General features: G+C 65.2%; 17 protein-coding genes and 1 tRNA gene. 10 read left to right on the forward strand and 8 right to left on the reverse strand.

Annotated elements, in window-relative coordinates; all coding sequences use genetic code 11:
* Positions 1-29: 29 nt before the first annotated feature.
* Positions 30-2,816, reverse strand: coding sequence for a DNA polymerase I (polA, locus tag AC13HB_RS08290; RefSeq protein WP_482949279.1), 2,787 nt, complete (start codon positions 2,814-2,816; stop codon positions 30-32).
* Positions 2,817-3,329: 513 nt separating this feature from the next.
* Between polA and AC13HB_RS08295 the strand changes: the two genes are divergently transcribed.
* Positions 3,330-4,295 carry a hypothetical protein gene (locus AC13HB_RS08295; RefSeq protein WP_482949280.1) on the forward strand — a complete coding sequence of 322 codons (966 nt, stop codon included), beginning with the start codon at positions 3,330-3,332 and terminating at the stop codon, positions 4,293-4,295.
* Here AC13HB_RS08295 and AC13HB_RS08300 read toward each other — a convergent pair.
* Together AC13HB_RS08300 and AC13HB_RS08305 are read right to left on the reverse strand one after the other, a co-directional pair.
* Positions 4,292-5,881, reverse strand: a complete 1,590-nt coding sequence (locus AC13HB_RS08300) for an SLC13 family permease (RefSeq protein ID WP_482949281.1) — start codon at positions 5,879-5,881, stop codon at positions 4,292-4,294. The two genes, AC13HB_RS08295 and AC13HB_RS08300, sit on opposite strands and share 4 nt — an antisense overlap.
* Before the next feature lie 48 nt (positions 5,882-5,929).
* The gene (locus AC13HB_RS08305) at positions 5,930-6,127 is read right to left on the reverse strand and encodes a zinc-finger domain-containing protein (RefSeq protein WP_482949282.1); all 198 of its coding nucleotides are present in this window, start codon (positions 6,125-6,127) and stop codon (positions 5,930-5,932) included.
* Between the two features lie 78 nt (positions 6,128-6,205).
* On the opposite strand from AC13HB_RS08305, the gene AC13HB_RS08310 reads away from it, so the two are divergent.
* The 5 genes from AC13HB_RS08310 (at position 6,206) to AC13HB_RS08330 (ending at position 8,549) form a co-directional block, all read left to right on the forward strand.
* Positions 6,206-7,165, forward strand: coding sequence for an ABC transporter ATP-binding protein (locus AC13HB_RS08310; protein WP_482949283.1), 960 nt, complete (start codon positions 6,206-6,208; stop codon positions 7,163-7,165).
* Between the two features lie 119 nt (positions 7,166-7,284).
* Positions 7,285-7,653: a hypothetical protein gene (locus tag AC13HB_RS08315; RefSeq protein WP_482949284.1), complete on the forward strand. Its 369-nt coding sequence runs from the start codon at positions 7,285-7,287 to the stop codon at positions 7,651-7,653.
* A gap of 72 nt (positions 7,654-7,725) precedes the next feature.
* Complete coding sequence (locus AC13HB_RS08320) at positions 7,726-8,013, forward strand: autorepressor SdpR family transcription factor (protein ID WP_482949285.1); 288 nt, start codon at positions 7,726-7,728, stop codon at positions 8,011-8,013.
* Positions 8,010-8,411, forward strand: coding sequence for a hypothetical protein (locus tag AC13HB_RS08325; RefSeq protein WP_482949286.1), 402 nt, complete (start codon positions 8,010-8,012; stop codon positions 8,409-8,411). The genes AC13HB_RS08320 and AC13HB_RS08325 overlap by 4 nt, the downstream gene beginning before the upstream one ends.
* A 61-nt stretch (positions 8,412-8,472) precedes the next feature.
* Positions 8,473-8,549 (forward strand) — tRNA-Arg (locus AC13HB_RS08330).
* 362 nt (positions 8,550-8,911) lie between these two features.
* On the opposite strand, the gene AC13HB_RS08335 is transcribed toward AC13HB_RS08330, so the two are convergent.
* The 5 genes from AC13HB_RS08335 to AC13HB_RS08355 all read right to left on the reverse strand — a co-directional run bounded on the left by AC13HB_RS08335 (position 8,912) and on the right by AC13HB_RS08355 (position 13,321).
* On the reverse strand, positions 8,912-9,988 hold the full coding sequence (locus AC13HB_RS08335; protein WP_482949287.1) for an acyl-CoA dehydrogenase family protein: 1,077 nt from the start codon (positions 9,986-9,988) through the stop codon (positions 8,912-8,914).
* 2 nt (positions 9,989-9,990) lie between these two features.
* Complete coding sequence (locus AC13HB_RS08340; protein ID WP_482949288.1) at positions 9,991-11,172, reverse strand: acyl-CoA dehydrogenase family protein; 1,182 nt, start codon at positions 11,170-11,172, stop codon at positions 9,991-9,993.
* Between the two features lie 232 nt (positions 11,173-11,404).
* Positions 11,405-12,025, reverse strand: a complete 621-nt coding sequence (locus AC13HB_RS08345) for an HAD family hydrolase (protein WP_482949289.1) — start codon at positions 12,023-12,025, stop codon at positions 11,405-11,407.
* A 111-nt stretch (positions 12,026-12,136) separates the two neighbouring features.
* Complete coding sequence (ykgO, locus tag AC13HB_RS08350; protein ID WP_011644457.1) at positions 12,137-12,262, reverse strand: type B 50S ribosomal protein L36; 126 nt, start codon at positions 12,260-12,262, stop codon at positions 12,137-12,139.
* A 108-nt stretch (positions 12,263-12,370) separates the two neighbouring features.
* On the reverse strand, positions 12,371-13,321 hold the full coding sequence (locus AC13HB_RS08355; protein ID WP_482949290.1) for an SDH family Clp fold serine proteinase: 951 nt from the start codon (positions 13,319-13,321) through the stop codon (positions 12,371-12,373).
* A gap of 260 nt (positions 13,322-13,581) precedes the next feature.
* On the opposite strand from AC13HB_RS08355, the gene AC13HB_RS08360 reads away from it, so the two are divergent.
* The 4 genes from AC13HB_RS08360 (at position 13,582) to AC13HB_RS08375 (ending at position 17,645) form a co-directional block, all read left to right on the forward strand.
* On the forward strand, positions 13,582-14,754 hold the full coding sequence (locus AC13HB_RS08360; RefSeq protein ID WP_482949291.1) for an iron-containing alcohol dehydrogenase: 1,173 nt from the start codon (positions 13,582-13,584) through the stop codon (positions 14,752-14,754).
* Between the two features lie 79 nt (positions 14,755-14,833).
* Positions 14,834-15,634 carry a DUF1194 domain-containing protein gene (locus tag AC13HB_RS08365; RefSeq protein WP_482949292.1) on the forward strand — a complete coding sequence of 267 codons (801 nt, stop codon included), beginning with the start codon at positions 14,834-14,836 and terminating at the stop codon, positions 15,632-15,634.
* Complete coding sequence (locus AC13HB_RS08370; RefSeq protein WP_482949293.1) at positions 15,631-16,434, forward strand: DUF1194 domain-containing protein; 804 nt, start codon at positions 15,631-15,633, stop codon at positions 16,432-16,434. The genes AC13HB_RS08365 and AC13HB_RS08370 overlap by 4 nt, the downstream gene beginning before the upstream one ends.
* Positions 16,431-17,645: a lytic murein transglycosylase gene (locus AC13HB_RS08375; protein WP_482949294.1), complete on the forward strand. Its 1,215-nt coding sequence runs from the start codon at positions 16,431-16,433 to the stop codon at positions 17,643-17,645. Before AC13HB_RS08370 ends, AC13HB_RS08375 begins: the two co-directional genes overlap by 4 nt.
* Positions 17,646-17,835 lie beyond the last annotated feature (190 nt).

Below are 17,835 nucleotides of genomic sequence, written 5' to 3' on the forward strand. Positions count from 1 at the left end.
GGCATCGATTAAGGACGCGTTAGCGCCCCCTAATGCGCCTCGCCCCACGTCCGCCCCTTCTTCGCATCCACATCGAGCGGAACGCTCAGCTCCAGCGCGGGCCGGCAAGCCTCGCTCATCACTTTCGACGCCAGGTCGATCAGGTCGTCGGCCTGGTTCTCCGGGACCTCGAAGACGAGTTCGTCGTGGACCTGTAGCAGCATGCGGGCGTCGAGGTTGGCGGCCTTGAGGGCGTCGTCCATGCGGATCATGGCGCGGCGGATGACGTCGGCGGCGGCACCCTGGATCGGGGCGTTGATGGCCTGACGTTCGGCGAACATGCGCATGTTCGGATTCTTGTCGCGAATTCCGGGGAAGTGGGCGCGGCGTCCGAAGATGGTCTCGACATAGCCGGTCTCTTTCGCCTCGGCTTTCATGCGGTCCATATAGTCCGCAATGCCGGGAAACTTCTCGAAATAGGCGTCGATGAAGGCCTTGGCCTCCTCGCGGCTGACGTCGATCTGGTTGGCGAGGCCGAAGGCAGAGATGCCGTAGATGACGCCGAAATTGATCGCCTTCGCCTTGCGGCGGACCATCGGATCCATGCCCTCGACCGGCACGCCGAAGACTTCCGAGGCTGTCATGGCGTGGATGTCGGCGCCGTCGCGGAAAGCCTGTTTCAGGCTGTCGACATCGGCGATATGGGCCAGCAGGCGCAGCTCGATCTGGGAATAGTCGGCGGCCACGAGGCAATTGCCGGGCTCGGCGATGAAGACCTCGCGGATCTGGCGGCCGGCCTCGGTACGGATCGGGATGTTCTGCAGGTTCGGCTCGTTCGAGGAGAGGCGCCCCGTCGTCGTCGCGGCCAGCGAAAAGGATGTGTGGACGCGCCCCGTCTCCTTGTTGATATGGCCGATCAGGCTTTCCGCATAGGTCGAGCGCAGCTTGGCGTATTGCCGGTATTCCAGCAGCGCCCTGGGCAGGGCGTGGTCCTCGGCGGCGAGCTGTTCCAGCACGGCGGCATCGGTGGACCAGGCACCGGTCTTGGTCTTCTTGCCGCCCGGCAGGCCCATCTCGCCGAACAGGATCTCGCCGATCTGCTTGGGCGAGGCGACGTTGAAGTCGCGGCCGGCGGCCTCGTGGGCCTCGGCTTCGGCGGCTTGCATCTTCTGGGCAAAGTCCGAGGAGAGACGGTGCAGCTGGTCCGGATCGACCTTGATGCCGGCGCGTTCCATGCGCGCCAGCACATTGGCCATGGGGCGTTCCAGCGTCTCGTAGACTGTCGCCTTCTTCTTGCCGACGACGGCCGGCTTCAGGAGTTCCCACAGTCGCAGGGTGACGTCGGCATCCTCGGCCGCGTATTGCGTGGCCTTGTCGAGCGGCACCTTGTCGAAGCTGATCTGGCTCTTGCCGGAGCCGCAGATCTCCTTGAAGGGGATGCATTGATGGCCGAGATGCAGCTCCGCCAGCTCGTCCATGCCGTGCCCGTGCAGGCCCGCTTCCATGACGTAGGAGAGCAGCATGGTGTCGTCATAGGGCGCGACCTCGATGCCGTAGCGCGCCAGCACGGCGAGATCGTATTTGAAATTCTGCCCCACCTTCAGAACGGCCGGGTCTTCCAGCAGCGGCTTGAGCGCGGCAAGGGCGTCGTCCATCGGGATCTGTTCGGGCGCCTCGCCCGTGTCGAACATGTCGCCGGAGCCCTGCGGGTCGACATGGGCGAGCGGGATGTAGCAGGCTTCGCCTGGTGCCGTGGCGAGACAGACCCCGACCAAGCCCGAAGCGGTCGCGGAGAGCGCATCGGTCTCGGTATCGACCGCGATGACGCCGGCCTCGCGGGCCTTCTCTATCCAGCTTTCCAGCTGTTTCATCGTCGTGACGCACTCATAGGCGTCGCGGTCGATCGGGGCGGTGGCGTCGCCGGTCTCGTCGGCCGCCGGTCCGCCGAGCGCTTCCTCGACCTTCCGCGTGAAGGTGCGGAATTCCATCTCCTTGAGGAAGGAAACCAGCACCTCCGGGTCCGGATCGGACATGCCGAAATCCTCGAGCGGATCGGTCACCGGCGTGTCGGTCTTCAGCGTTACCAGATCGCGCGAGATGCGGGCATCCTCGGCATGGGCGAGGAGTTTCTCGCGCCGGCCCTTCTGCTTGATCTCCCCGGCCCGCTCGAGAAGCGTGTCGAGATCGCCGTATTCGTTGATCAGCAGCGCCGCCGTCTTCACGCCGATGCCGGGCACGCCGGGCACATTGTCGACGCTGTCGCCGGCGAGCGACTGGATGTCGATCACCCTGTCCGGCCCGACGCCGAACTTCTCCATCACCTGTTCCGCCTCGATCCGGCGGTTCTTCATGGCGTCGAACATCTCGACCTGGTCGGTGACCAGCTGCATCAGATCCTTGTCCGAGGAGACGATGGTCACCTTCGCCCCCTTCGCCTCGGCCTGGCGGGCATAGGTCGCGATGATGTCGTCGGCCTCGTAATTCTCCAGCTCGATACAGGGCGTGCCGAAGGCGCGCGTGGCGTCGCGGATGATGGAGAATTGCGGCACCAGATCTTCCGGCGCGGGCGGCCGATTGGCCTTGTACTGGTCGTAGAGTTGGTTGCGGAAGGATTTGCCGGAATGATCGAAGATCACCGCCAGGTGCGAGGGCTGGTCCTCGCCCTTGAGGTCCTCCAGCAGCTTCCAGAGCATGTTGCAGAAACCCTGCACCGCGCCCACCGGCGTCCCGTCCGACCGGGTCAGCGGCGGCAGCGCATGATAGGCCCGGAAGATATAGCCCGACCCGTCGATCAGGTAGACGTGGCTGTTCTCGTCGATCGGCTTCTGCGTGGCCATGTCGGGCGTCTCCGGCGTGCGGGAAGGGCGGGCAAATCACTTGCCGCGGAGGTTAGCGCGCGCAGCGGGTGAGGTCATGGGCGGAGTGCTGTGGGGGACGAGGTGTGCCGCTTTGCTTTCGCACGTAGATGTGGAGTTCGTTCCCCACATGTGTGACCTTGCCGTAAAGACTTGCCGCATGTCGCGCTGAGCGGGCGATGTTTGGGCATGGTGTGCTTGGGGGCGTTGATGAAGTTGTTTTCCCGGAGTTTGCTGATCCTGTTTCTGGTCTGGCTTGTCGTGCCCTATGGCCTTCCTGAACGGATGAAGGAAACTGGCCCCGGCGCGGTTGTGTCCGTCGTCCATCCGGTCGGGTTGCCAAATTACTTGCTGACGCGGTGTGCCTGGGAAGCCCGGAGCGTCAGGTATGGGGCCTCGGCGTATGAAAGCGCCGAAGGGCCCGAGCGCCTCTCACGAGCTCGGAGCTGCTCGGGGGTTGGCCGCTGGCTACCAGCTCCCGCGGAAGGGCTCCGTATGAGATGGCTGCTGGAGGCTGCTTGGATCGATTATGCGAGGGGGAATTACGAGCGTTCGTTGCGTCGCTTCCAGGAGGTTGATCGCTATCGTCCTGCCGATCGCAATTATTTCTGGGCCGCTGACTTCCCGTATTGGGAGGGCGCTTATATGGCCGCGACGGAAATGGGCGACCATGCGGCCGCCATCGCGGTCCTGCAAGAAGCACTGGCGTGGAGTATCTCACAGGAAGCGCTGATCGGGACGCCGGAAGCTGTGGACGGCCCGGTCGCTTATTCCGGGGACCATGTGCCCGCGACAGGTGAGGCGGATCAGGACGAACTGTTGGTGTGGCTGCATGATCTCGTCGCGGTGAGCGACGCCTACCGGATCATGCTTGCATCCGAGCAATTGGAGGCGGGACTGGTCGTGGACGCACAGGAAACCCTGCGTCCTGTGCAGGGGCGTCGTGAGGACGGGTGGCGGCAGGAGAGCCACATCATAAACTCCTTTCTTTCGCAGATTGAACTCCAGTTGGCGGACGCGACCGGCGATCCGGACTTGCGCGACCGCAGCCTGCGAAGGCTCGCCGATTTTTGGTTGCTGGACGTCAGCGAGGAGACCGGGTTGTGGCCGCTTCGCATCGTGCCCGACTCTCTCAAACTGGTTGAGCGGCTTGATGAGGAGGGCCGCTGTACGGACGTTCAGGCATGGTATTCGCGGCGCCGTGCCGATCTGGATGCGGCGAGGGAGGCGATACCGGATTTCGACCCGTGGGAGTTAGACGCCTTTGTCAACGCGCGTAGCGCTTGTGCTCTCACTCATGCGGTTTCGGCAAGCGCTGCCGATACTGATGCTTGTCAGGACTATCGCAGCAGGCACTCTGCCTTGCTGGCGAATGCCGACTTCCCGAATCGCGCCTGGATGTCACCGGATCCCGGCACGTGGCCGGGCCCCTATGCCTGTCTGGCCGGCGAGGCTCTTTAGTCCCCGAAGCCCAGCATCCCTGCCGCAATCCCGACCGCCGTGATCGCCACGATGGCGGCGAGGTTGATGCGGAAGCCGGCCTTGATCATCTGGGCCTGGCTGGCGGCGCCGGACGCGTAGACGATGGCGTTGGGTGCTGTCGCGACGGGCAGCATGAAGGCTGTCGAGGCGGCGATGGCGACCGGGACGACGAGCTGTTCCGGCGGCGCGCCCGCTTCCACCGCGATCACGCCGAGCACCGGCAGGAAGGCGGTCGTGGTCGCGACGTTTGAGGTCAGCTCGGTCAGGAAGACCACGGCGGCGACGATGACCAGGATCAGCAGCGGCAGCGGCCAGTCCGTCAGGAAGGCCATCTGCCCGCCCAGCCAGTCGGCCAGGCCCGTCGCCGACAGGGCGGCTGCCAGCGAGAGGCCGCCGCCGAACAGGATGACGACATTCCAGGGCAGGCGGACCAGCGTCTCCCACTCCATCAGCATCTGACCCTTCGGCGAGTCCTTGCAGCCGGCGGGAATGAGGAAGGCGGCGAGCGCGCCCATCATGGCGATCTGCGTATTGCCGAGCGCCAGCGTGACCGGCAGGTCGAGCCGGGCTCCCAGCCAGGCCAGCAGCGGGTTCCAGCCCCAGCTCCAGTCGCCGTCCGGGGTGCCGGGTATCCAGGCCAGCAGGAAGCCGGGCAGTTCGCGTCCCATCCAGAGCAGGGCCACCGTGCCGAACAGGGCGGCGACGCGGATTTCCGGCGTCGTCATCCGGCCCAGTCCGGCCAGCTCGGTCTGCACCATTTCGGCGGCGGCCCGGCTTTCCCCGGCGCCCTTCAGCTTGAAGGCGAGCCGGGTGAGGATGAACCAGGCGGCCGGAATGATCAGCAGGACGGCGGGCAGGCCGAGACCCATCCAGCTGGCGAAATCGATGGTGAGATCGAACTCGTTCTGCAGATAGCCGATGCCGATGAGATTGGTCGGCGTGCCGACCGGTGTGGCCATACCGCCGATGGAGGCGGCATAGGCGACGCCCAGCGCCAGGGCCGGGGCGAAGAATTTGGAGGTCACGCCCTCGCGCTCGACCTCCTGCGCCACGCGCAGGGCGATCGGGATCATCATCAGCGTGGTCGCCGTGTTCGAGATCCACATGGAGAGCAGCGCCGAGGCGATCATGAAGCCGGCGACGAGCCCGGCCGGCTTGCCGCCGAAGGCAGAGACCACATTGAGCGCGATCCGCGTATGCAGATTCCAGCGCTCGATGGAGAGGGCGACGATGAAGCCGCCCAGCAGGAGCATGACGATCGGGCTGGCATAAGGGGCCGTGGCGGCGCCGGTCGAGGTGATGCCCAGCAGCGGGAAGATCGCGATCGGGATCAGCGCCGTGGCGGCGATCGGAATGGCTTCGGTCGCCCACCAGCACGCCATCAGGAGGGCGAGCGAGGCGAGCAGCCAGGCTTCGCGCGTCAGGCCTTCGGGAACGGGCAGGAATTGCAGCAGGGCCGCCAGGACGATGCCGGCGAGCAGGCCGACGCGCTGGCTGGTCGAGCGCATGTCCTTCATGGCGCTTTCGCGCGCCGCACGGCTGTCGGGTGTCTTACTCTGCGGCACGGACGCCTCCCCAGTCGTCTTGCGGCCTCGGAAGCGGTGTGTCGCGGATCAGGCGTTCGGGTCTTCCGGCGAGCCCTTTTTCACGAAACGGCGGTCGCAATAGCCGCACTCGACGAAATCATCATCGCCCATTTCGAGGAAAACGCGCGGATGACCCAGCGCGCCACCCCCGCCATCGCAGGCGATGCGGTGGTCTTCGGTGACGATGATTTCCGGCTCGGGAGCGGAGTTGGCAGCATCGGCCATGGACAAGCCCTCATGGACAGGACGAAAGACGATGCCTAGTTATGGCGGACCACACCCCTGCGTCAATTCCGAGGCGACATGTCCGACAGTTCCCAGCTCCCCGATTATGCCCTTGAAGCCATCGGCCTGAAGAAGACCTATCGCGGGTCCGGTTCGGCCCCAGCCAAGGAAGCGCTGAAAGGCGTCGACCTGAAGGTTCGCCGCGGCTCCATTTTCGGCCTGCTGGGACCCAATGGCGCGGGCAAGTCGACCTTCATCAATATCTTTGCCGGCCTGGTGAAGAAGTCCGGGGGCACGGCACGTACCTGGGGGATCGATATCGACCAGGACAGCCGCGGCGCGCGCGCTGCGATCGGCGTGGTGCCCCAGGAAATCAATATGGACGTCTTCTTCACGCCCTACGAGACGCTGGAGCTGATGGCGGGGTTCTACGGCGTGCCCAAACAGGAGCGCCGAACGGACGAGCTCCTCGAGGCGGTGGGGCTCGCCGACAAGCGCAATGCCTATGTGCGTCAGCTTTCCGGCGGCATGAAGCGGCGCCTGCTCGTCGCCAAGGCCATGGTTCATACGCCGCCGGTTCTTGTGCTCGACGAGCCGACGGCCGGAGTCGATATCGAACTGCGCCGCCAGCTCTGGGAGTATGTGCGCGAACTTCATGCCCGCGGCACGACGATCGTGCTGACCACGCACTATCTGGAAGAGGCGCAGGAACTGTGCGACGAGATCGCCATTATCGATCATGGCCAGGTCATCGCCTGCGAACCCAAGGAAACCCTGCTCAAGCGGATGGATTCCAAGACGCTTGTGATCGAGCCGGCCGAAAAGCTGGACGCGGTGCCGAATACACTGGCCGGTTACGATGCGGAGCTGCGCGAGGACGGGGCGCTGGCCATTACCTACCGCTATGGCGAGCAGTCCGTGGCGCAGATGATCGAGAAATTCCACGCCGCCGGCGGCCGGATCGACGATCTGCGCACCGAGGAAGCCGATCTCGAGGACGTCTTTCTCTCCCTGACCTATCACCGCGAAGACGCGTAGCGGGCTCGACCGGTTGGCGCAGGAGGGGACAGGCGCGTGACGCGTCCCGCCCGGCCTGCCCTGATTCCGGCATGATTGGGCCGCACTATCCGGTTGCGAGGGGAAACATGGAGGTTCCGATGCGCGGCCGGCCCGTTCTCAAGACATTCGCGATCATCGTTTCGGTGACGATTTTTGCCTGTCTGGCCTGGTTCTTCGGCGTCTTCATGCACCCGCAAGGGCAGATGGGCGCCATTCTCGCGCTCGCCCTGATCGGCTTCAGCGCGGTTGCTTCACTCCTCGTCTATGGCTGGATCATGCGCCCCGGCCCGAAGGCACAATTCCGCGACAAGGGCGTGGCCGGTCCCGACCGCGAGTGGGGCATGGGCCTGATGGGCGCTGCCGAGCACCGCCGCCGCCGCGAGGATCCTGACGGCGACGATTTCGGCGGCCGCAACAAGTCGGGCGATGCCGACGACATGGATGCTGACGAGGCCGGGATAACCTGATTTTTCTCGGTTATTTATGTTCCGCTGTTGTCGGGTTTGACAATGATTAGATAATTCTCTAATTGTCTAATCATGAGTGATGTCTTTAAAGCCCTTTCCGATCCGACACGCCGTCAGGTCCTGCAGATGCTCAAGAGCGGCCCGCTTTCGGCCGGCGAGCTGGCGGCGGCCTTTCCGGTATCCAAGCCGACCATGTCGGCGCACTTCGGCGTTTTGCGTGAGGCCGGACTGGTGTCGACCGAGAAGTCGGGCAAGTCCGTCATCTACCATCTCAATGTTTCGGTGCTCGAAGAGGCGCTGCTCGGCTTTGCCGGCGTCTTCGGCCTCGGCACAGCCCCCGCTCAGGAGGAAAAATCATGATCACACGCTCCGTCAGAGGTTCGCTTTTTCTCGCCGGGGGGTTGATCGTCATCGCCCTGGCCATGACAGCGGTCGAGAGTCGCGGCTGGCTCGGCGCCGACATGGACACGCGCATCGTGCAGGCCTTGATCGGCGGTATTCTCGCCCTGTTCGGAAATGCGCTCGGCAAGCGCACGCCCGGGAGCCCCGTAAAAGCGGAACCGCCCGGTATGGGCGCGGCGCGCCGTTTCTTCGGGCTGGCGCTTGTCGTCGGCGGACTGGTTCACGCCTTCGCCTGGCTTCTGGCCCCCCTCGACATCGCCAACTGGCTGTCCATGGCGGCTGTCGTCCTCGCCATGATCGCAGGGCTGGTCCGCGTCGCATTCACGATCGGCAAACCTGCCGGCAATTCCGACTGACCTGCAGCCGAGCAAGCGCGTTGCGAACCATCCCGGCTTCGGGTAAGGGTTCGCCTCTCGCGCACCCATAGCTCAGCTGGATAGAGCGCTGCCCTCCGAAGGCAGAGGTCTCAGGTTCGAATCCTGATGGGTGCGCCATTATTTCCTTGTTCCCGCTCCGCTCGACCCGAGCCTGTCGCCGCGTTCGGCGTTGGGGTCGATGCTCACATGGAACGCGCTCAGGGCTGTGGGGTTCGCACTTGATCCTCCCCGATGCGCCATTTTCCCTTGATCTCATGACAGTTCTTTTCGCGAACGTCTCCGATGGGGCGGGCTGACCGCCCGGCGCGCGGTCGCGCTTGCGAACCCTGCGGGTTCGCAGTGGTGCATGAAGAGACATCGCTTTCCTGATCCCACGGCAAATCGCGTGGCCAAGACATCAGACGGGACGGAGTGCACTTGGCACCGAAACAAAAGGGCGGCCCGAAGGCCGCCCTCTGGAAATGCGTCGGTCGGGCATCCTATGCCGCTGAGGAGAAGTCCGTCAGCTCCATGACCTTGCGGAGCTGGTCCTCCGTGTCGCCGAGCTGGTGGTCGATCATGATCAGGCGCTTGCCGTAGTGCGAGCCGGCATATTCCCAGGTCATGCCGATGCCGCCATGCATCTGGATCGCCTCTTCGGCGACCAGCTTGCCGGCGCGGCCGATCAGGTTCTTCGCCTTGGCGACGGCGAGCGCGCGCTGATCGGTCTCGAAATGGCCGGCGGCGTGGATCACGATCGAACGCGCCTGCTCGATCTCGATGGCCATGTCGACGAGACGGTGCTGCAGGGCCTGGAAGGTCGCGATCGGGCGACCGAATTGCTGGCGCTGCATGAGATAGTCCTTGGTCATCTCCTTGAGCACGTCCATCGCACCGACCGCTTCGGCGCAGAGCGCCAGGCGTCCGGCATCGAGCGCGGCCTCGATGGCCTCGGCGGCATCGTCCGCGATCAGGGTCGCCTTGGTCTTGTCGAGTACGACCTCGCCCGCGCCGCCGCCATCGATCATGGCATAGGAGAGGACTTCGGCGTCGGCAGCTGCGACCTCGTAAAGCGCGATCTTGCCGCCCTTGCCGGCGGCCACGAGGATATGATCGGCAGCCTGGGCACCGTAGACGACCGTCTTGCGGCCGTTCAGCGTATCGCCGTCGGCGGTCGTGGAGAGACCGTCCAGGCTATCGAACACCTCGGATTCGAACACGGCCAGGGCCGCTTTTTCGGCACCGGCGATGATGGCCTCGACCCGCTCGGACTTGCCGAAGGCTGCGTAGAGACGGATCGCCATGAGATTGCCGAGCATGGGTTCCGGGCACAGGGCGCGGCCCATTTCCTCGAATACGGTGGTGATGTCGAAACCGGCACCGCCGAACCCGCCATCCTCTTCGGAGACGAGCGCGCCGAGAATGCCGAGCTCGGCCAGCTCGCCCCATTTCTTCGGGTCGTGGAAGGGGGCGTCATACGCCACCTTGTTGCGGTATTCCCAGTCGTACTGATCGGCCAGATAGCGACGCAGGCTCTCGGCGATCATGCGGCGGTCTTCAGTGGGATTGAAATCCATGATCAGGCTCCGAACGTCTCTTTGGCGATGATATTGCGCTGGATCTCGTTCGATCCGCCAAAGATCGAGAGTTTGCGATTGTTGAAGTAGCTGGCGGCATTATTGGCCGCTTCCGGCGGGGTGACCGCGTAATTGCCGATCACGTCCTCGGACGGGAAGGGCGCCGCCGTCGGGCCGAGCGCCCTGCGGGCGAGATCATTGATGGCCTGGCGGATCACCGTGCCCTTGATCTTCAGCATGGAGGAGACCGAGCCCTGCGCGTCGGAGCGTCCAAACAGCATGCGCAGATTGGTCATGCGCATGGCTTCCAGATCGATTTCGACTTCGGCGACCCTGGCGGCGAAGAGCGGATCGGCCGCGAGCGGCTTGCCGTTGCGCTTCACCTTGCGGCCCAGCGCCTTGAGCTGGTTGAGCGCTTCGGTGGAGGCGCCGACGCCGGCGATATTGGTGCGCTCGTGGCCGAGCAGGTATTTCGCGATCGTCCAGCCTTCATTCTCGACGCCGACGAGATTGCTCACCGGGACGCGGACATCGGTGAAGAAGACCTCGTTCACCTCATAGCCGCCCTCGATCAGCTTGATCGGGCGCATTTCGATGCCCGGCGTATCGAGATCGACGAGGACGAAGGAGATGCCTTGCTGGGGCTTGCCCTCGGTCGAGGTGCGGACGAGGCAGAATATCTTGTCGGCAAACTGGCCGAGCGTGGTCCAGGTCTTCTGGCCGTTGATGATGTAGTCGTCGCCCTCGCGTACGGCCCGCGTCTTCAGGCTGGCGAGGTCGGAACCGGCGCCCGGCTCGGAATAGCCCTGGCACCACCAGTCGGTGCCGTCGAGGATGCGCGGCAGGATGGTCTTCTTCTGCTCTTCCGAGCCGAACTTGATCAGCACCGGGCCAAGCATGTTGAGGCCGAAGGGCACGGTGCGCGGCGCGTTGGCCAGGGCGCATTCTTCCTCGAAAATATGTCGCTGGACGGCGTTCCAGCCCGGGCCGCCGTATTCTTCCGGCCAGGTGGTGGCCAGCCAGTTGCGGCTCTGCAGCGTGGCGTGCCAGCTGACCATGTCGTCGCGTGTCAGGTCACGGCCTTCGCGCACCTTGCGGGCCAGTTCTTCGGAGAGGTTTTCCTTCAGAAAGGCCCGGACTTCCTCACGGAAGGCCTCCTCCTCGGGCGTGAAATTGAGATCCATGTCGTCGTCTCCTCGATATCGACCGTAACCGAAACCGGGCTGCGGCCCGGTTCTGTGCCGGCCTCGCTACGATTTCGATGACTGGGTACGTTTTTACAGCGAAGAGGGATCACGTGAATAGCCCGCGACTGCAAGAATTGGTGCGGCGCAGTATCGCGGCCGCCGAATCCGGCGGCGGGCCATGCGTCTCTGCGGGGTGCAGGCGGGCGGCCGGAGCGCGGCCCGGCAGCGATCAGGCCGGCGTCAGGAGGCCACGCGCATCGAGCGCGGCGTGCAGGCTGGGTTTGCCGGTAAAGTGTACCGCATCGAAGCCGAAGGCCCGGGCGGCGTCGACATTGTCCTTGCGGTCGTCGAAGAAGAGCACGCTGGCCGGATCGTGCGGCAGGCGCCCGGCCGCGATCTCGTAGATGCGGCGGTCCGGCTTGGCGACGCCTTCATGGCCGGAGACGATCACGTCGCGCATGTGGCGCATGGAGGGATAGAGCCGGTTCACCGGATCCGCCCACTCGGCCGGCAGATTGGTCAGCGCGTATTGCGGGACGCCGTGCGCGGCGAGGGCGTCGATCGTTTCGGCTGTGCCTGGAACGGTGCCGCGCACCATATGTTCCAGCCCGGTCTCCCAGGCGCGGATCGCGTCCTCATAGTGCGGATAGCGTTCGATCAGCGGGCGGCGGTTTTCTTCCATCGAGACGCCGCGGTCATGGGCGGCGTGCCAGTCCATGGTGCAGACCTCGCCGAGGAAGTGATCGAGTTCCTCGCGGCTCTGGAAGAGGCGTTCGTAGAGATAGGCAGGGGACCAGTCGAGCAGGACATTGCCCAGATCCCAGAGGACGGCTTGCGTGGTCGTCGTCATTGTCCTGCCTGTCTGACATGCGAAAGCCGTGCACGCGGGTGCACGGCTTGTCGTCTAACCCCTCGCGGGCTGCGTCTGCAAGCGGCGGGACGGGCCTCGCCGCGCGGACGTCTAGCCGGCGCGCGCCTTGAAGCGCGGGTCGGTCTTGTTGATCACGTAAACGCGGCCACGGCGCTTCACGACCTGGCAATCGCGGTGGCGGTTTTTCAGCGATTTGATCGAGCTGCGGACTTTCATCGTTCGGCCTTCACGTAAGTGCGTGTTTCAAAGGAGCGCGGTGGATACTGGCTCCAGCGGTGCGTGTCAACTCGCCAGATGCGCCAGTATGCGGCTTCGCGCAGTGGCTCAGCGGAAGATCGGCCTGGCGGGTGCGCCCTCTGCGGTTTCCTGCTGCTGCGCGTTGAACATGGACACGATGAGCATGGGCTCGTCCTTGGGCGGCGGCTGGCAGATCGCGAAGCCGTCCTCGGGCATTTTCGTCGAAACGCTCAGCCCGAACTCGGCGGCCTCGTGCGGCAGGATCGGATAGTCGTGATTGCGTCCGCCGCCGATCAGGTCGTTGGTCAGCGCGCACGTCCCGTCCGCCTTGTGAGCGTCATTGACGAAATCGCAGGCGAAGCGGCGCGCTTCCTTGACCGCCTGTTCCGCCATTTTCGACAGGATCACCATCTCGTCGTCCATGCGATCCGCCGCTTTCTGCCTGGGCAGGTCGGCGAGGATATGGGCCGGCATCCAGGCGTATTGGGGGTCGATCGGTCCGAGCACGGCGCTGGAGCCCATGACGATCTCGTCGCAGGCCAGGGCGATCATCGTACCCGCCGATTTCGCGCGATACGGCACGAAGGCGGTCTTCCTGCCCTTGTGCTGTTTCAGGGCGTGCAGGATCTGCTGGGTCGCCGAGGCGATGCCGCCGGGCGTGTGCAGGATGATATCGACCGGGCCGTCCCTGGGCGCGTGACGCAGCGCGTCGATGACCTCGATCGCGGTATCGCCGTCGACATATTCGTCCATCTCGTGATGCACGATGCGGATCACGGTCGAGTTGCGGCTCTCGCCGAATTGCCGGGTCCGGGCCTCGATCGCGGCGCGATAGGCTTCGTGCGGCGTCAGATCGCCACCGCCGTCCCCGCCGCCGGTCTGGCCGGTGCCGCGCATCGCCGATTCCTTGCCGCCGGCCGCATCGCTACTGCGCCGGGCACGCCGACCCTGCCAGGCCGCCACGCCACCGAGCAGCGCACCGACCGAGGCCACGCCGCTCCAGCCGGCCACACCCAGTCCCGTCAAAACACTCAGCATCGAAATCCCCTCGACCATACCGCTCCGCCTGCGACCCTGCCGGGTTCTGACGGCGGACAATTCCCCTCGAGCGAAAGCCTATACGAGTGTGCCGCAACCCGCGAGCCTGTTCGCGCGAGAATTGTCTTCAGCCGCAACCGGCCTATTCTCCGGCGTATCTCCGGCGTATCTCAGGCATGGCCGGGCCGATGACGGTCTCGCCGGCGCGCCTTGACCTGAGTCAGGAGCGCACGCTCAATCGGCGCAGAAGAGGAGAGGTCATGTCCGCCAGTATCGTCATGCCGCGCATCATGCAGATCGGTGCCGGTGCGCTCGCCGAATTGCCGTCCGTCCTCGCACGGGCCGGGGTCGCAAGGCCGCTCTTCGTGACCGATGCCACCATGGTGTCGCTGGGCTATCTCGACCGGGCCACGGCGGGTCTGGAGGCCGCAGGTATCGCCTGGGGCCTGTTCGACGGGACCGAGCCGGAACCGGGTGAGGGCTCGGTGCTCGAAGGCGAGGCGGTGCTGCGGGCGGGCCTGAAAGGCGAGGCCTTCGACGGTCTCGTCGCGCTCGGGGGCGGCAGTGCGATCGATACCGCCAAGGCGCTTTCCATTCTCGGACCGCATGGTGGACGCATGCGCGACTATAAATTCCCGCGCATCGTGGACGAGCCGGGTCTGCCGGTCATTGCCATTCCCACCACGGCCGGTACGGGCTCCGAGGCGACCCGCGTCACGGTGATCACCGATACCGATGCCGACGAAAAGATGATGTGCCTGGGGCTCGGCTTCCTGCCCGTGGCAGCCATCATCGATCCGGAGTTGACCTATTCTCTGCCGCAAAGGGTGACGGCGGACACCGGGATCGATGCGCTGACTCACGCGATCGAGGCCTATGTCAGCCGCAAGGCCAATGCCTTCTCCGACCAGCAGGCGCTGGCCGCTCTGCGACTGATGGGGCCCAATCTGCGGACTGCCTATCACGAACCGGACAATGCCGAGGCGCGTGGAGCCATGCTGCTGGGCTCGACGCTCGCCGGGCTCGCTTTCTCGAATGCTTCGGTCGCTCTGGTGCACGGGATGAGCCGGCCGATCGGGGCCTTCTTCCATGTGCCGCACGGGCTTTCCAACGCCATGTTGCTGCCGGAGATCACGGCGTTTTCCCTGTCCGCAGCCGAGGCGCGCTATGCGGCCTGCGCCCGGGCCATCGGGGTCGCCGACGACAGCCATGCCGATGCGGCCGCGAATGCGCGGCTGCTGGATGCTCTGCGCGGTTTCAATGACGAGCTGAAAGTGCCCGCGCCGTCGGAGTTCGGCATCGACCATGACCGCTGGGTCCAGCTTCGCTCCCTGATGGCCCAGCAGGCGATTGCCTCCGGTTCGCCCGGCAATAACCCGCGCGTGCCGAGCGAAGACGAGATCGTGGCGCTCTATGATGCGGTCTGGGCCTGAACCGCGCCACGTTCTTTATGAGCAAGCCTTACGATATCGTCAGTTGCTGCCCTGTTGCGCTCTATCTAGTCTGCGCCGCATGAAGACTTCTGCGTTCAATCTTGCGGCCGCCACGGCGGCCGTTTTTGCGACCGGCCTCGCTGCGCCGGCGCTCGCACTGCAGTATGAGAGAGACGTCGATGTCGAACTCGTCCTGGCCGTCGATATTTCCTATTCCGTCGACGAGGAGGAAGCCCGCCGCCAGCGCGAGGGTTATGTCGCCGCGCTTGCGTCGGAAGATGTCATCCGGTCCATCCAGGGCGGTCCTCTGGGACGGATCGCCGTGACCTATGTGGAATGGGCCGATAGCGGTTTCCAGCGTGCCGCCGCCGACTGGACCGTCGTGGCCAGCGAAGCCGATGCGCGCGCGTTCGCGGCCCGGGTCGCGGCCGCACCGCTCGAGCGTGGTCACTACACGGCGATCGGGGCAGCGATCGTGGACGGTGTGGAGCGGATCGAGGCGAACGGCTATGACGCACCGCGCCGGATAATCGACATCTCCGGCGACGGTCCGCAAAACCAGGGCCTGCCGCTCGAGGAAGCCCGTGCCCGGGCCGACGCTGCGCATGTCGTGATCAATGGCCTGCCGGTCATCTCCGCCGGGGAGGGCCGCTGGGTCCGTCCCGCGGAACTGCATCTCGACCAGTATTTCGACGAGAACGTCATTACGGGTCCGGGCGCCTTCGTTCTGCCCGCCCGCACCGAAGCGGAATTCCGCGATGCCATCCTGCGCAAGCTGGTGATCGAGATCGCCGGCGCGGTCCCGTCTCCGGAGGAATTGGGCCGTCTGCCGGGCTCTGCCTCTGCGCCGGCTGCGATCGAAACGGGGCAGGCGCCGTGATCCGGTTTCTTCCGGCCGGACTGGCGCTCATTGCGTTGATCGGGATAGGCGGGGCGCACCGGATTCCCGAAGGCCTGCCCGGATGGGAGCCGCGCTCCGTCGAATACGCAGAGGACGGGCGCGAATATGTCGATCTGGAGCTGGTGCTCGCCGTCGACGTGTCCTCCTCGATCGACGAGGTCGAGGCGCGACGCCAGCGCGAAGGGCATGTGGCAGCCCTTGCCGATCCGGAAGTGATCTCCGCCATCCAGAGCGGCGGTTATGGCCGCATCGCGGTGATGTATCTGGAATGGGCCGATGCCGATTTCCAGCGCGTCGTCGCGCCCTGGACCGTGATCGAGACCGAGGACGATGCGCGCGCCTTCGCCGCGACGCTGGCGACCGCGCCTTTCGTCTCGGGTCGCCGGACCGCGATCGGTGCCGCGATCGACAATTCCGTCAGCCTGATCGACGGGAACCGGTTCAAGGGCGTCCGCGAAGTCATCGATATCTCCGGCGACGGTCCGCAGAATGCCGGGCCCAGCCTTTCCGCGGCCCGTGAGCGCGCCGAGGCCCGCGTCATCACCGTCAACGGCCTGCCGATCGACAATAACCGGCAGCACCCCTTCCGGCCCTCCGTCTCCATCGATGTCAGTGCCTATTTCGAAAATCAGGTGATCGCCGGGCCGGGTGCCTTCATTTCGCCCAGCAATGAGCATGATGATTTCGTGGACGCATTGCGCCGCAAGCTTATTATCGAGATCGCAGGCCTCGATCCGAGGTCTCTGACGGGGCCGCTCAGCCGAACGGGGAATGGATGATCCGCAGATATCTCGCCGCCTTCTTCGCCTCTTTCCTCTTGTGCGCACCGGTGTTGGCGCAACCGGACGGCGAGGCCTTTTCCGACTGGCTGGTCGATTTCCGCGTTCGGCTCGCCGCCAGCGGTGCGGAAGCGGAGACGGTCTCCGCCATGCTGGACGGGCTGGAGCCTGATCCCCGGATCATCGAGAGCGACCGGAGCCAGCCGGAATTCGTCCGGCCGATCTGGTCCTATCTGGACATCGCAGCCTCCGACCTGCGCATCGAGAACGGCCGCAATGCCTATGCGCAAAGACGCGCGACCGTGGACGCCATCGCCGAACGCTACGGCGTACGGGCGCAGACCCTGATCGCGATCTGGGGGCTGGAAAGCTCCTACGGTGCCATTACCGGCGATCACGACATCGTCCGATCGCTCGCCACGCTGGCCTGGGAGGGACGCCGCCGCAGCTGGGCCGAAGGCGAACTCATCGCGGTCGCGCAGATGATCGATCGCGGCTATGCCACGCGCGAGCAGCTCCTCGGGTCCTGGGCGGGCGCGATGGGACAGACCCAGTTCATCCCGTCCACCTATCTCGCACGCGCGCAGGATTGGGACGGCGACGGGCAGCGCAATATCTGGACCGACGAGGCCGATGCCCTGGCTTCGGCCGCAAACCTGCTCAGCCAGGCCGGCTGGCAGACCGGCGCGCCGACGATCATCGAAGTGCGCCTGCCCGAAAGTTTCGACTACACGGCCTGGAATCCGGGCCTTGAACAGGCGGTCAGCGACTGGGCGGGGCTCGGGATCAACCCGGCCAGCGGTGCGCAATGGAGCGCGGCGACGCTGATGCGCCAGGCTCGGCTGGAACTGCCAGCAGGTGCCAGCGGGCCGGCTTTCCTGACATTTGCCAATTTCCGCGCCATCAAGCGCTATAATAATTCGACGGCCTATGCGCTCGGCGTGGCGCATCTCGCCGACCGTATTACCGGCTATGCCCCCTTCCGTGGCGACTGGCCGGAAAACGATCCGCCCATCACCCGCTCTCAGACGCGCGAGCTGCAGGCCGCCCTGAATGCGCTGGGCCATGACAGCGGAACTCCTGACGGTCTGGCCGGCCCGAATACCCGCCGCGCCCTGCGCGACTTCCAGCGCGCCAATGGGCATCTTCCCGACGGCTATGTCGGCCGGGCGATGTATGAGGCCGTTATCGCCGCGGCAGCCGACGGATAGCCGCCAGGGCAGGCTGGCTGTGGGGCCTCATGAGACTTCTTGCACGGGCTGAAGTCCCGGAGCTGGCCGTTGCAAAGCAGTCAGCGCTCAGGGAGAGCGCGGTCGAACGCTACACGAATTCCGGATTCACGCCGTATTCGCGGGCCCTGATTGAAAAGCGGCATGAGGCTGAGCCGGTTTCGGGCAGCCG

The sequence above is a fragment of the Maricaulis sp. B-26 genome (assembly GCF_056857855.1).

Excerpts from the sequence above, each read along its gene's own strand:
- polA (WP_482949279.1), bottom strand. The coding sequence starts at position 2,816 with ATGGCCACGCAGAAGCCGATCGACGAGAACAGCCACGTCTACCTGATC.
- AC13HB_RS08295 (WP_482949280.1), top strand. The coding sequence starts at position 3,330 with ATGAGATGGCTGCTGGAGGCTGCTTGGATCGATTATGCGAGGGGGAAT.
- AC13HB_RS08305 (WP_482949282.1), bottom strand. The coding sequence starts at position 6,127 with ATGGCCGATGCTGCCAACTCCGCTCCCGAGCCGGAAATCATCGTCACC.
- AC13HB_RS08310 (WP_482949283.1), top strand. The coding sequence starts at position 6,206 with ATGTCCGACAGTTCCCAGCTCCCCGATTATGCCCTTGAAGCCATCGGC.
- AC13HB_RS08315 (WP_482949284.1), top strand. The coding sequence starts at position 7,285 with ATGCGCGGCCGGCCCGTTCTCAAGACATTCGCGATCATCGTTTCGGTG.
- AC13HB_RS08320 (WP_482949285.1), top strand. The coding sequence starts at position 7,726 with ATGAGTGATGTCTTTAAAGCCCTTTCCGATCCGACACGCCGTCAGGTC.
- AC13HB_RS08325 (WP_482949286.1), top strand. The coding sequence starts at position 8,010 with ATGATCACACGCTCCGTCAGAGGTTCGCTTTTTCTCGCCGGGGGGTTG.
- AC13HB_RS08335 (WP_482949287.1), bottom strand. The coding sequence starts at position 9,988 with ATGGATTTCAATCCCACTGAAGACCGCCGCATGATCGCCGAGAGCCTG.
- AC13HB_RS08340 (WP_482949288.1), bottom strand. The coding sequence starts at position 11,172 with ATGGATCTCAATTTCACGCCCGAGGAGGAGGCCTTCCGTGAGGAAGTC.
- AC13HB_RS08345 (WP_482949289.1), bottom strand. The coding sequence starts at position 12,025 with ATGACGACGACCACGCAAGCCGTCCTCTGGGATCTGGGCAATGTCCTG.
- ykgO (WP_011644457.1), bottom strand. The coding sequence starts at position 12,262 with ATGAAAGTCCGCAGCTCGATCAAATCGCTGAAAAACCGCCACCGCGAT.
- AC13HB_RS08355 (WP_482949290.1), bottom strand. The coding sequence starts at position 13,321 with ATGCTGAGTGTTTTGACGGGACTGGGTGTGGCCGGCTGGAGCGGCGTG.
- AC13HB_RS08360 (WP_482949291.1), top strand. The coding sequence starts at position 13,582 with ATGTCCGCCAGTATCGTCATGCCGCGCATCATGCAGATCGGTGCCGGT.
- AC13HB_RS08365 (WP_482949292.1), top strand. The coding sequence starts at position 14,834 with ATGAAGACTTCTGCGTTCAATCTTGCGGCCGCCACGGCGGCCGTTTTT.
- AC13HB_RS08375 (WP_482949294.1), top strand. The coding sequence starts at position 16,431 with ATGATCCGCAGATATCTCGCCGCCTTCTTCGCCTCTTTCCTCTTGTGC.